The organism is Pseudomonas sp. S31, from assembly GCF_016648105.1.
In the GTDB taxonomy this organism is placed as follows: Bacteria; Pseudomonadota; Gammaproteobacteria; order Pseudomonadales; family Pseudomonadaceae; genus Aquipseudomonas.
Genome location: NZ_JACVVE010000054.1, coordinates 1 through 12,577 on the forward strand (window position 1 = coordinate 1; position 12,577 = coordinate 12,577).

Here is a 12,577-nt window from a genome sequence, read left to right on the forward strand (position 1 = left end):
CACGTCCGCCGACCCCCAGAACCTTCACCCAATCCCCCTGTCCAAACCTCATCTCCCCATGTAGTACCCCAATGATGTCGCGCCTCGTCGCCTTCTTCCTCCTGCTCTGCACCGGCCTGGCCCAGGCCGCCGCCCCCACCGTGCTGCACCGCCCCATCGACCTGGACACCGGCCAGGGCGTACTGCATGGCAGCCTGCTGTTGCCGCAGCAGGCCACGCCGCCACCGGTGGTGCTGATCATCGCCGGCTCCGGCCCCACCGACCGCGATGGCAACAACCCGGGGGCCGGCCGGGTCGACAACCTCAAGCGCCTGGCCCTGTTGCTGGCCGATGCGCACATCGCCAGCGTGCGCTACGACAAGCGCGGCGTGGCCGCCAGCCAGCCGGCCACACCCGATGAGCGCGACCTGAGCGTGGAACGCTACGTCGCCGACGTGGTGGCCTGGAGCCGCAAGCTCAAGGCCGATCCGCGCTTCGGCCCGCTGATCCTGATCGGCCATAGCGAAGGCGCGCTGATCGCCAGCCTGGCCGCCGAACAGGCCGGCGCCAGCGCGGTGATCACCCTGGCCGGCAGCGGCCGGCCAATGGCCGAGGTGGTGCGCGAGCAACTGGCCGAACGCCTGCCGCCAGCACAACTGGCCAAGGGCAGCGCCCTGCTCGACCGCTTGCAGGGCGGGCAGACCAGCCTGGATGTGCCTGCACCCTTGCGCCAGGTGTTCCGCCCCAGCGTGCAGCCCTACCTGATCTCATTGTTCCGGCAGAACCCGGCGCAGGCCTTCGCCCAGTTGCCCATGCCTGCGCTGATCGTGCAGGGCCGCAACGACGTGCAGGTGGACGTGGCCGATGCCGAGCGGCTCAAGGCTGCCAAGCCCGATGCGCAGCTGGTATTGATCGACGGCATGAACCACATGCTGCGCATCAGCCCCAAGGACATGAGCCAACAGCGCGACAGCTACCTCAACCCGGAACTGCCGCTGGCCCGGGAGCTGGGTGAGCGGATTGTCAGCTTCATTCAGCAATTGCCTTCGGCGTGAGCTCAAATTTCGCTCAAGGCTGCCGATAAAGGGGGTATTGGCGGTGATTGGGGCCGCTTTGCGGCCCCATACCGCGGTGTTTTTTCATAAATTTGTGAATTTATTTTTTCTGTGGGGGTTTTGGGGCCCGCTTGGCGCCCCCATACCGCCCTCCCCTCGAAGGACAGCCCTGATGACCGAAGCCCCCGCCGCCGTAGAACCGGCCGAAGAGCCGCAAACCCCGGACAGCGCCCCGCTGCCCTGGGATGACCTGACCGCCGAACACTTCCAGTTGCTACGCCTGGCCCCCTTGCCCACCGACCGCAACAGCGGCGCCCGCCCCGTGCGCTTCGTGCAGTTCGGCCATGCCGAGCGCAACGACAAGTCCCACAGCCTGCTGCGCATGGAAATCCGCCTGCCGGGGCAGAAAACCCGCAAGGAACAGAACCAACTGGACGTGCGCGTCGATCATGCCGAACACCGGGTGCGCATCGGCGGCGACGGGGGCCTGCAACTGGAGCCGCTCAACCGCGGCCTGGGCCGCTACCTGATGGCGCAAGCCGTGCAATGGCTGCAGCGCCGCTGGCCGCATTACCAGGTCGACGGCATGGCCCTGGCGAGCAAGGATGCGTTGAACGAAGACTCGCGCCTGCGCCGCGACCAGTTCCTGCGCGCCACAGGCATCGAAGTGGAATACGCCGACCCGCTGCACCTCAAGGGGCGCACGGTCGAGACCACGGTAGGCCAGCTCAAGGGGGGCTGGAACAGCGAGAAGGTGCAGCGCGTGGACATGCTCGATGCGGCGCACATGCTGCAGCAGGCTGACCAGCATCTGATGGAGAAGGAAGCACAGCTGCGCGAGCGCGACGAGCGCGTGGCCAAGTATCAGCGGGAGGATACCGGGCTGCGGTTCACCATCACCTGCCTGGTCGCGTTCGTGCTGTTCCAGGTGGGGTTGTTCGTGTGGGTGGCGTTGCGGTAGCCGGCGGCCCCGCGCACATCCTCTGTAGAAGCGGCCTCGTGCCGCGAAGGGCCGCAAAGCGGCCCTCGGTTTCCGATCAGACCCGCGCCTTGAACAACTCCTGATGCTGCCGGCACTGCTCGGCACTCAGCATGAACACCCCATGCCCGCCCCGCTCGAACTCCAGCCAGGCAAAATCCACCTCAGGGTACAGCGCCTCGACGTGCACCTGGCTGTTGCCCACCTCGACGATCATCAAGCCCTTCTCGGTCAGGTGGTCGGCAGCCTCGGCCAGCATCCGCCGCACCAGGTCCAGGCCATCGTTGCCACAGGCCAGGCCCAGCTCCGGCTCGTGGTGATACTCGGCCGGCATGTCGCCGAAATCCTCGGCATCGACATACGGCGGATTCGACAGGATCAGGTCGAAACGCTGCCCCGGCAGGCCGGCGAAACCATCACCCTGCACGGTGTACACGCGCTCTTCGAGGCCATGGCGCTCGATGTTCCGGTTGGCTACCTCAAGCGCGTCGAACGACAGGTCGGCCAGCACCACCTCGGCCTCCGGGAACACGTCGGCCGCAACGATACCGATGCAGCCCGAACCGGTGCACAGGTCGAGAATGCGCGCCGGCTCGCTCGCCAGCCACGGCTCGAAGCGCTTCTCGATCAGCTCGCCAATGGGCGAACGCGGCACCAGCACACGCTCGTCGACCACGAACGACATGCCGCAGAACCACGCCTCGCCCAGCAGGTAGGCGGTGGGCACGCGCTCTTCGATGCGGCGCTTGAGCAGGTGCTGCAGGCGGACCCGCTCATCGTCCTCGAGCGCGCAATCCAGGTAGCTGTCGGCCACCTCCCATGGCAGGTGCACGGCGCCCAGCACCAGCAGGCGGGCTTCGTCCCAGGCATTGTCGGCACCGTGGCCGAAGAACAGCTCGTGCTCATGGAAGCGGCTGACCGCCCAGCGGATATGGTCGCGCAGCGTGCGCAGACGGGATGTGATCACGGGGTACTCCTAATTCAGACCGTACAAAAGTCTAACAGCCCAACCGCCACAAATCTTCGCCGGGATTCCCCGGCGGATAGCCACAGGCCAGTAACTACGCCACTTTCGATGTCAACCATTCCCATTGGCGCCAAGGCAAGGGACAATAGAGCCACAAAAGCCCTTCCAAGGAGCCCTTGATGTCCGTTCCAACCACGATGTTCCGCCTCACTGGCCGCGACTACCCGCCGGCCAAGCTGAGCCAAGCCAGCCTGATCATCATCGATGCGCAGAAAGAGTACCTCAGCGGTCCTCTGCAATTGTCGGGCATGGACGAGGCCGTGGCCAACATCGCCCGGTTGCTCGAAGCTGCTCGCAAGGCGGGCCGCCCGATCATCCATGTTCGCCACCTCGGCACCGTCGGCGGGCGCTTCGACCCGCAGGGCGCGGCTGGCCAGTTCATCCCAGGCCTCGAGCCGCATGAGGGCGAGCACGTCATCGAAAAACGCATGCCCAACGCCTTCAAGAACACCCAGTTGCACGAGACCTTGCAGGCGCTCGGCCACCTGGACCTGATCGTCTGCGGTTTCATGAGCCATTCCAGCGTCAGCACCACCGTGCGCCGGGCCAAGGACTATGGTTATCGCTGTACCCTGGTGGAAGACGCCTCGGCGACCCGCGACCTGGCCTTCAAGGACAAGGTGATCCCGGCCGCACAGATCCATGCGTGTGAAATGGCCGTGATGGCCGACAACTTCGCCTGCGTCGCCCCGACCGCCAGCCTGATCTGAGCGCACCTGCCAGAGGGAACCCGCGGGCCGGCCACAGGTCGAATTCCTGATGTCCAACGAGGAAATCGGAATGAAGATCAAAGGCAGTTTCGACGCCAAGCGCCTGCGCCCGCGCGAACCGCGCAACTGGGGCGCACGCCTGGCCGCCGGCCTGTCCGCCCTGCTCGCCACGCTGGGCGTACTGCTGGCGATGGCCGGCGTGTCCGGCCTGCTGGGCAACTATGAAGCCCTGGCCGACCTCAATGCCAACCGGCCGATGGCTGCGGTGGTGACGGTGGTGGGGTTGTTGATGCTGTACCTGGGTGTGCGCTTCTGGCGCCGGAGCCGCATCCGCCTGCGCCGTGGGCGCGAGTTGAATTTGTCGCCGCATTTGATGAAGAAACATGATTGACCTGCGCATGCCTCTGGACTGACCTGCACAGACACGCGACCGCATTGCCACACAACCGCTGACGCGCCGGGACCGTTCGCGTAAACTACGCCGCCCTAGCGGAGGCATCATGCAAGACGACGACTTTTCCCTATTCCACGCCGAAGTGCGCGGCGTCAAGCCGATCAAGCACGACCGGGCCGATGTCGGCAAAGCCAAGACCGATCGCAAGCAGCTCGCCGGCCTGCGCCAGGCGGCGACGGTGCGCAGCGACCAGACCCTGGTGATCGACGGCTTGTCCGACCAGTTCGTGATCGACGTGGGCGCCGAGGATGAGTTGATGTGGCGCCGGGACGGCGTGCAGGAAACCCAGTTGCGCAAGCTCAAGCTCGGGCAGATCCCGTTCGAGGGCAGCCTCGACCTGCACGGCATGAGCGTGGAGAAGGCCCGCGAGACCCTCTGGGCGTTCATTGCCGAGGCCACCAAGCTCGAAGTACGCTGCGTGCGCGTCACCCACGGCAAGGCCGCCCGCCTCGATGGCAAGCGGCCGATGATCAAGAGCCACGTCAACACCTGGCTGCGCCAGCACCCGCAAGTGCTAGGGTTTACCTCGTGCCAGGCACGCCACGGCGGCACCGGCGCGGTGTACGTGATGCTCAAGCGAACCATGATGGAAGGCCGCGACGAGTAACGCCGCGCTTGCAGCGCCGCCGTTGCCGCCGTAACCTTCCTTATTTGCGATTTTTCCAACAGGTAGATCAATGTCCCTGGAACAGAACTACACCGAGATCCTCAGCCAGATTGGCGAGGACGTCTCCCGTGAGGGCCTGCTCGACACGCCCAAGCGGGCTGCAAAGGCGATGAAGTACCTTTGCCGCGGTTACGAGCAGACGCTGGAAGAAGTCACCAACGGCGCGCTGTTCACCTCCGACAACAGCGAGATGGTGCTGGTCCGGGACATCGAGCTGTACTCGATGTGCGAACACCACATGCTGCCGTTCATCGGCAAGGCCCACGTGGCCTACCTGCCCAAGGGCAAGGTGCTGGGCCTGTCCAAGGTCGCGAGGATCGTCGACATGTTCGCCCGCCGCCTGCAAATCCAGGAAAACCTCAGCCGCCAGATCGCCGAGGCCGTGCAGCAGGTCACCGGTGCCGCTGGCGTGGCGGTGGTGATCGAAGCCAAGCACATGTGCATGATGATGCGCGGCGTCGAGAAGCAGAATTCGACCATGCTCACCTCGGTGATGCTGGGCGAGTTCCGCGAAAACGCCTCGACCCGTGCCGAGTTCCTCAGCCTGATCAAGTGATCGGCGCGTGACCCCGAGCCGGCCCCCTGGGGTCGGCTTTTTATTTCAGGAGTGTGAAGCCATGATCGTCAAAGCCCTGCGGGTCGGCCTCGGCCAGCTCATCGTGTTCGGCGACTGGATCAGCCGCCCGGCCAAGCAGAAACGCGACGCCGCTGCCCAGGCGCGGGTTGACGAAGCGGCCAAAAGCCTGGCGCTGTACCAGTTCCATGCCTGCCCGTTCTGCGTGAAGACCCGCCGCAACCTGCATCGGTTGAACGTACCGGTGGCGTTGCGCGATGCCAAGAACGACCCGGTGCACCGCCAGGCGCTGCTCGAAGGTGGTGGGCGGGTGAAGGTGCCTTGCCTGCGCATCGAGGAAGACGGCCAGGTGACTTGGATGTACGAGTCCAAAGACATCATTGCCTACCTGGACAAGCGGTTCGCGACGGCCTGATAGAGGGGCGTTGCCAGAGCGGGCCCTTTCGCGGGTGAACCCGCTCCTACAGGTACGACACCGCTCCCTGTAGGAGCGGGTTCACCCGCGAACAGGCCGGTGCAGGCCTACTCCACCATCGGCACATGCCGCGGATGGCTGGCCACCCTGGCCAACCAAGCCCGCACTGCCGGGTAATCCGCCAGGTCGAAGCCACCCTGATGTGCCACATGGGTGTAGGCATACAGCGCCACATCGGCGATCGAATACTGGTCCCCCACTAGGTACGGCGTCATCTGCAACTGCCGCTCCATCACCTTCAGCGCCTTGTACCCGCCCTTGTGCAGCTTGCGGTACTCCTCCACCCGCGCGTCCGGCAGCCCCAGGTAGAACTGGATGAACCGCGCCACGGCAATGTACGGCTCGTGGCTGTACTGCTCGAAGAACTGCCACTGCAGCACCTGGGTGCGCAGCCGCGGCTCGCTGGGCAGGTACTCGCTGCCATCGGCCAGGTAGTTGAGAATGGCGTTGGACTCCCACAGGTACGAACCGTCTTCGAGCTGCAGCACCGGCACCTTGCCGTTGGGGTTCATGGCCAGGAACTCAGGCGTTTCGGTTTCGCCCTTGAGAATGTCCACCGGCTGCCATTCATACGGCTGGCCGAGCAAGGACAGCATCAGCTTGACCTTGTAGCAGTTGCCCGACTGGTAATCCCCATAGACCTTGTACATCACCCCTCCCCTCGTGCAGTTGCACTGATCGTGCCCCATAGTGGCAACTGTACGGCCAAATGCAATACCCGCTGTATGGCAAGGAACGCCCACCTGCGCGTTAGGCTGAAAAAACTGCTTACACCTCTACAAGGATTTTCCAATGACCGATGCCACCTCCGCACCCCTGCGGCCCCTGGCAGACAGCTCCCCGTCGGCGGTGGTCGCCGGCTTCATCGCCATGCTCACCGGCTACACCAGCTCGCTGGTGCTGATGTTCCAGGCCGGCCAGGCCGCAGGCCTGACCAGCGCGCAGATCTCATCGTGGATTTGGGCGCTGTCGATCGGCATGGCGGTGTGCAGCATCGGCCTGTCGCTGCGCTACCGCACGCCCGTCACCGTGGCCTGGTCGACCCCGGGCGCGGCGCTGCTGATCACCAGCCTTGGCGGCGTCAGCTATGGCGAGGCCATCGGCGCGTACATCACCTGTGCGGTGCTGGTGCTGATCTGCGGTGTGACCGGCAGCTTCGAGCGCCTGGTCAAGCGCATTCCCGCCTCGTTGGCCTCGGCGCTGCTGGCCGGCATCCTGTTCAAGATCGGTAGCGAGATCTTCGTTGCAGCCCAGCACCGCACGCTGCTGGTACTGGGCATGTTCTTCACCTACCTGGTGGTCAAGCGCCTGTCGCCGCGCTACTGCGTGCTGGCCGCGCTGCTGGTCGGCACGGCACTGTCGGGCGCCTTGGGGCTGCTCGATTTCAGCGGCTTCCACCTGGAGGTGGCCAAGCCGGTATGGACCACGCCGAGCTTCTCGCTGGGGGCCACCATCAGTATCGGGATTCCGCTGTTCGTGGTGGCGATGACCTCGCAGAACATGCCGGGTGTGGCCGTGCTGCGCGCCGATGGCTACCAGGTGCCGGCCTCGCCGCTGATCTCCACCACCGGGTTGGCATCGCTGCTGCTGGCGCCGTTCGGCTCGCACGGCGTCAACCTGGCGGCGATCAGCGCGGCGATCTGCACCGGGCCGCATGCCCATGAAGACCCGGCCAAGCGCTATACGGCCGCCGTCTGGTGCGGGATTTTCTACGGCGTCGCCGGCACCTTCGGCGCCACCTTGGCGGCGTTGTTTGCCGCGCTGCCGAAGGAACTGGTGCTGTCGATCGCCGCACTGGCGTTGTTCGGCTCGATCATGAACGGGTTGAGCGTGGCGATGAGCGAGCCGCGGGAGCGCGAAGCGGCGGTGATCACCTTCATGGTGACGGCTTCGGGGTTGACGCTGTTCTCGGTGGGGTCGGCGTTCTGGGGGATTGTGGCGGGGGTTTTGGCGTTGATGATTTTGAATCCACGACGGGCGTAGTGGGCTCGATATCCACCACACTCCAAACCTCAAGACATGCACCTCCCCCAGCACAGGGTACGGCGCCATCATCACCCCCACGGTTGGGCTAACATGCTCGTCAGTGATTTTAACCACCGACCAGCATCAGCAAGGTAGATTGACGCCAACTACCTTGCCAGCCCTCCCGAGGACCCGCCATGACCCAGACCAACCGCCGCTTCCTGCTCAGCAAACGCCCCGTCGGCGCCGTGCGCCGCGATGACTTCACCTTCGAAACTGTCCCCGCCGCCGAGCCTGCCGAAGGCCAGGTCCAGGTCCGCAACCTGTACTTGTCCCTGGACCCCGCCATGCGCGGCTGGATGAACGAAGGCAAGTCCTACATCCCCCCGGTCGGCCTGGGCGACGTGATGCGCGCACTGGGCGTAGGCGAAGTCGTCGCCTCCAAGCATCCGGACTTCAAGCCAGGTGACCACGTCAACGGCCCATTGGGCGTGCAGGACTACTTCACCGGCGCCCCCCAGGGCCTGTACAAGATCGACCCCAAGCTCGCCCCGCTGCCCCGCTACCTGTCTGCCCTGGGCATGACCGGCATGACCGCCTATTTCGCGCTGCTGGAAGTGGGCCAGCCCAAGGCCGGTGAGACCGTGGTGATTTCCGGTGCTGCCGGCGCCGTGGGCAGCATCGTCGGGCAGATCGCCAAGATCAAGGGCTGCCATGTGGTGGGCATTGCCGGTGGGGCCGAGAAGTGCCAGTACCTGAAAGATGAGCTGGGCTTCGATGGGGTGATCGACTACAAGGCCGAGGATGTGCTGGCCGGGTTGAAGCGCGAGTGCCCCAAGGGGGTGGATGTGTACTTCGACAACGTTGGCGGCGAGATCCTCGATGCGGTGCTGACCCGTATCAACTTCAAGGCGCGGATCGTGATTTGCGGGGCGATCAGCCAGTACAACAACAAGGAAACAGTGAAGGGGCCGACCAATTACCTGGCGCTGCTGGTCAATCGGGCGCGGATGGAAGGGTTCGTGGTGATGGACCATGCCAAGGATTATGGCAAGGCGGCGCAGGAGATGGCTGGGTGGTTGGCCAGTGGGCAGGTGAAAAGCAAGGAAGACGTGGTTGAGGGGTTGGAGACGTTTCCTGAGACTCTGCTGAAGCTCTTCAACGGCGAAAATTTCGGCAAGCTGGTGCTGAAGGTCTGAGCCTCCCTCAACCCCGGTTGCGCCTGCCGCACAGCCCCGATTTCGAACCCGGCGCGAGGCCCTGTAGGAGCGGCCTTGCGCCGCGATGGGCTGCGCAGCGGCCCCAACGAAAATCCCGCCTAACCTGCGGCCGGAGGGCTGCTGCGCAACCCATCGCGGCACAAGGCCGCTCCTACACCGACCAAGCAGAGCTATCGGGCACTGCCCGCCACTTCCAACAGCCGATCCATCAACCCAGCCGGGCTGTGCTTACGCAACGCATCCGGCGCCACAACCGGTGCCCTGCTGGCCAGAAACCCCTGTAAATCGCGCTGTTCATCCCCGAGCACATAAAACCGATCAGGGTGATAGAACGCCGTATCCCTCACCCGCTTGTTATCGGTAATCAGCTTCTTGTCGAAAAACGCAGCCTCCAACGGCCGTAACGTCAGCCCACTCTGCCCTGGCTGATTGATCTCCACCAACACATCACAGGCCTTGGCCCTGGCCAGGTTGTCCTCATACGACAGCACCGCGCCAACGTGGTAACGACAAGGCGTGCGCGAGGTATCGTCGCGAACGATCAGAAAGTCCAGGTCACAGCCCTGCGCACTCAGCTCCCCGGCCAACGACTCCAGGCGCTGCGCCCGGCCTTTGTCGCGTCCCAGGAAGAAACACAGCGGCTTTTGCTGGTTATCGGGCTGCGCCACCGGCGACTGCCGGGCATCCTCGATATCGAACGGGAAGAACTGCTCCAGATGCTCCATCCCCAGGCGCTCGCACTGCACCGGGTCGTAGCTGTAGATGCGATCGAACAACGGACGCATGCGCTCGACGAAGTCCGCATCGACCAGATCCCGTATCAACAACACCCGCTTGCCGGGAAACGCGGTAACCAGGTGCAACTGCCGCCCACGCTTGAGCTGGCCTTCATTGCACACCAGCAGGTCGTTGGGCGTGGCGCCGTTGGCCGAACAGGCCCACTTGCCGAGCCATTTCAACAGCGGTACCGCCCCACCAAGAGCCCTAGCCAGGCGCACGAAACGCCGGGCGTAGGACGGGACCCTGAACATGCGCACAGGGTGCGCCTGCGCAAGCTGTTCGATCATTATCTGTTCGTAATGGGCTTTCCAGCCCAGAAAATAGACCGTCACGCGATGGGCCTCCAGGCGCCTGACGCCGGCGCAGGTGCTCTCGTTATGGGATGGCTAGGCACTGCAGGAGAACATCATGGCTTCCACTTCATTGACAGAGATCTTCGGAATGACCGAGTCCGGAATACGCGAGGTAGGTGACAGGTTATAAACGGCGAAATGCTCGCCCACAACCCGATCAGCCATGAGTTTCAGTGACGGAAGGATACGCCGCTCGTAGGCATCGTCCAGTCCGCATGGCGAAACAGCTCTGCCGGGCGTCTCGTAGAAACGCCCAACGGATTGATCGAGGTCTACCCCAACCAGGAAGACCTGATTGAACCCAAGATGATAAGCGATTTGCAATGCGGCATAGGCCACTGTCCGGGCATCGAAATAGCCCTGGGAAAGGTCCTTGCTGAACCCCAAGGTCCGCGAGCGGCTATCCCAGAAAGCGCGGCTGCGTACCAACTCCGGCTGTGTGTTGAATGCGGCCTGATAGAAATTCGAGCGGGGAGCTTTGTTAAGTTGATAGACCTCGGCGCCGGTAGCAGCAGGCAAGGTCTCGACCTCATGCGGCCAGATGGCCAAACGCTGACTCAAGCGCAAAGCGTGCGCATACAGATCGGGCTGCTGGCGCGGAAAACCGGTGTCAGTGCAGACGTAGAAGTAAGGGCTGACATCGTTGTCATGGAACATCGAGATCGCACCATTGAGCGTGATCATCGGGATATCGGCGAAGCGCAGCAGCGGAAAATGCTTCGATGAAGCCCCCGAAGCGACGATGAAAACAGGCCCTTTGGCAATACCGCGGCACGCAGAAAAGTCCATGACCGAACAGTGCCTCGATGGCCTTTTGATACTAACTACTGTCACTTTGCCTCCGGCGGCTGATGCACAGGACAAGCACGAGCATACATATATCGATAAAACGCCGCCTTCACCCAGGTTAACTCATCACACTGCGTGAACTGCTGGCGATCTAATATGATTTCGCCGCAGCACGATAGTTCTCGACAGGATCGACAATAATTTGCGGATGCTCAACGCTAATAAGCAAAAGTTAACAAAACTTTACACAAGATCAGAATTCAGACGAAAGGTAGTCAGATTAATCTGAAGGCGTTTGAAATACTGAATGGGGCTCAGCAGAGCTACCTGGTAGGGATGGAGAAGAGGTGCGCCGGTGTGCCATTGGCGAACACGGGGGTGATCGGTGCGAGTGGCCCTCGCGGGCCCGATGGCGCTGCGACTAGCAATCGCCATCGAAATGCCCATAACCATGATGGGCTGGTTGATGGATTTTCAGAAACCCAAGCGAAGCATCGTCCGCCAGAAATTTTTTAACGGCGAACGGAGGTGCTTTTGCCAGTTACGCTCCCACCACGCATCCTCATTGCACACCACATGCTCAAGATCGCTGCTGGTAACTGAAGCCGCGTATTGGCGAAACATCATAGGGAACACGCAATGCTGCTTGATCTTGCGCTTGAAAACTACATCGACGGGCGTGCCGTCATATGGCGTCTCCACCAGAATCTTGCAGCCTTCGCGGGATAATACATAAGCATGTAGTGCAACCACCCTGCCCCGAGCAATGAAGGGGAACCAAGTCAGCCATGTGCGCCCCATCGAATATCCCAGGTGCAACGCTTCGAAATTGCCTGCACGCAGGAATCGATTGACCCAACGGATGCGTGATGCCTTGAGCACGTAGGGCATCACATCATCTTCGAAGATCAAGATACTGCTCAAGCCGTTATCCAATGCATATTGGGCAAGTTGCTGATGAGACTCATAGCAGCCACGTTTAGGATCGCTATTCTTTTCCACGACATGGAAAAGGACCTTATTTTCGATCAGCGCTGCTACATTCTTTTCAAATAGTTCACGTCGGTCGGCTCTGCTTTCAAGTGAAATACAGCGAACTGAATCAACATCAAATTTTATTTTTGACACAATTATCTCACTAATAACGACACTGATAATGTCGTTGTCTCTGAAACTTGGCTTTGCTGTTGAACAACAAGTTGTGGAGGTTAGCCCCCTGTTCTGTAGGCATAGCCAGCCTGTCGGACAGGGCTAGCTCACACAGAAGGTCTCGCTCAGATTGATCATATTTTGCCACTACCCGAGCCTGTCGTCATTTACGAAACGCCTGAATCGCGCGGTCAGAACCGAGGTTTACGTGATGAATCGCGTCCTGACGGACCGATTGCCACCCCGTGGCGACCGAACCTCCTCAGGCCTGATGACCCGACCAATAGCAGTTGTGAAAGGCTTGTGAAAAATATGTAAAAAAACGTACCATCCGCACGGCTAAATGGCGTTTTGACACTACAAGGATGAGACGTGGTGGTAGGTAGTAAAGAATTGTGGAA

At 62.2% G+C, this 12,577-nt stretch carries 14 protein-coding genes; 9 read left to right on the plus strand and 5 right to left on the minus strand.

What is annotated here, in order from left to right; translation table 11 throughout:
- Positions 1–71: 71 nt before the first annotated feature.
- Both IAE37_RS25950 and IAE37_RS25955 read left to right on the plus strand, forming a co-directional pair.
- A complete protein-coding gene (locus IAE37_RS25950; RefSeq protein ID WP_201178306.1) occupies positions 72–1,034 on the plus strand; it encodes an alpha/beta hydrolase in 963 nt (320 codons plus the stop codon).
- A 172-nt stretch (positions 1,035–1,206) separates the two neighbouring features.
- On the plus strand, positions 1,207–1,995 hold the full coding sequence (locus tag IAE37_RS25955) for a hypothetical protein (RefSeq protein WP_201178307.1): 789 nt from the start codon (positions 1,207–1,209) through the stop codon (positions 1,993–1,995).
- A gap of 76 nt (positions 1,996–2,071) precedes the next feature.
- On the opposite strand, the gene prmB is transcribed toward IAE37_RS25955, so the two are convergent.
- A complete protein-coding gene (gene prmB / locus IAE37_RS25960; RefSeq protein WP_201178308.1) occupies positions 2,072–2,980 on the minus strand; it encodes a 50S ribosomal protein L3 N(5)-glutamine methyltransferase in 909 nt (302 codons plus the stop codon).
- A 179-nt stretch (positions 2,981–3,159) separates the two neighbouring features.
- Between prmB and IAE37_RS25965 the strand changes: the two genes are divergently transcribed.
- The 5 genes from IAE37_RS25965 (at position 3,160) to IAE37_RS25985 (ending at position 5,860) form a co-directional block, all read left to right on the plus strand.
- On the plus strand, positions 3,160–3,750 hold the full coding sequence (locus tag IAE37_RS25965; RefSeq protein ID WP_201178309.1) for a cysteine hydrolase family protein: 591 nt from the start codon (positions 3,160–3,162) through the stop codon (positions 3,748–3,750).
- Positions 3,751–3,820: 70 nt separating this feature from the next.
- On the plus strand, positions 3,821–4,141 hold the full coding sequence (locus IAE37_RS25970; protein WP_201178310.1) for a hypothetical protein: 321 nt from the start codon (positions 3,821–3,823) through the stop codon (positions 4,139–4,141).
- 109 nt (positions 4,142–4,250) lie between these two features.
- Positions 4,251–4,811 carry a Smr/MutS family protein gene (locus IAE37_RS25975; RefSeq protein ID WP_201178311.1) on the plus strand — a complete coding sequence of 187 codons (561 nt, stop codon included), beginning with the start codon at positions 4,251–4,253 and terminating at the stop codon, positions 4,809–4,811.
- A 70-nt stretch (positions 4,812–4,881) separates the two neighbouring features.
- The gene (gene folE / locus IAE37_RS25980) at positions 4,882–5,427 is read left to right on the plus strand and encodes a GTP cyclohydrolase I FolE (RefSeq protein ID WP_201178312.1); all 546 of its coding nucleotides are present in this window, start codon (positions 4,882–4,884) and stop codon (positions 5,425–5,427) included.
- 61 nt (positions 5,428–5,488) lie between these two features.
- Positions 5,489–5,860 (plus strand): glutaredoxin family protein, encoded by a 372-nt coding sequence (locus IAE37_RS25985; protein ID WP_201178313.1) that lies wholly within the window; start codon positions 5,489–5,491, stop codon positions 5,858–5,860.
- Positions 5,861–5,967: 107 nt separating this feature from the next.
- Here IAE37_RS25985 and IAE37_RS25990 read toward each other — a convergent pair whose 3' ends face one another.
- Entirely contained in the window at positions 5,968–6,570 is a 603-nt protein-coding gene (locus tag IAE37_RS25990; protein ID WP_201178314.1) for a glutathione S-transferase family protein, read from the minus strand.
- A gap of 142 nt (positions 6,571–6,712) precedes the next feature.
- Between IAE37_RS25990 and IAE37_RS25995 the strand changes: the two genes are divergently transcribed.
- Both IAE37_RS25995 and IAE37_RS26000 read left to right on the plus strand, forming a co-directional pair.
- Positions 6,713–7,903 (plus strand): benzoate/H(+) symporter BenE family transporter, encoded by a 1,191-nt coding sequence (locus tag IAE37_RS25995; protein WP_201178315.1) that lies wholly within the window; start codon positions 6,713–6,715, stop codon positions 7,901–7,903.
- Between the two features lie 179 nt (positions 7,904–8,082).
- A complete protein-coding gene (locus IAE37_RS26000; RefSeq protein ID WP_201178316.1) occupies positions 8,083–9,084 on the plus strand; it encodes an NADP-dependent oxidoreductase in 1,002 nt (333 codons plus the stop codon).
- 191 nt (positions 9,085–9,275) lie between these two features.
- On the opposite strand, the gene IAE37_RS26005 is transcribed toward IAE37_RS26000, so the two are convergent.
- The 3 genes from IAE37_RS26005 to IAE37_RS26015 all read right to left on the minus strand — a co-directional run bounded on the left by IAE37_RS26005 (position 9,276) and on the right by IAE37_RS26015 (position 12,155).
- Complete coding sequence (locus IAE37_RS26005; protein WP_201178317.1) at positions 9,276–10,172, minus strand: hypothetical protein; 897 nt, start codon at positions 10,170–10,172, stop codon at positions 9,276–9,278.
- 99 nt (positions 10,173–10,271) lie between these two features.
- Positions 10,272–11,027, minus strand: coding sequence for a lipopolysaccharide biosynthesis protein (locus IAE37_RS26010; protein WP_201178318.1), 756 nt, complete (start codon positions 11,025–11,027; stop codon positions 10,272–10,274).
- A gap of 474 nt (positions 11,028–11,501) precedes the next feature.
- Positions 11,502–12,155, minus strand: coding sequence for a glycosyltransferase family 25 protein (locus IAE37_RS26015; RefSeq protein WP_201178319.1), 654 nt, complete (start codon positions 12,153–12,155; stop codon positions 11,502–11,504).
- Positions 12,156–12,577: the final 422 nt, after the last annotated feature.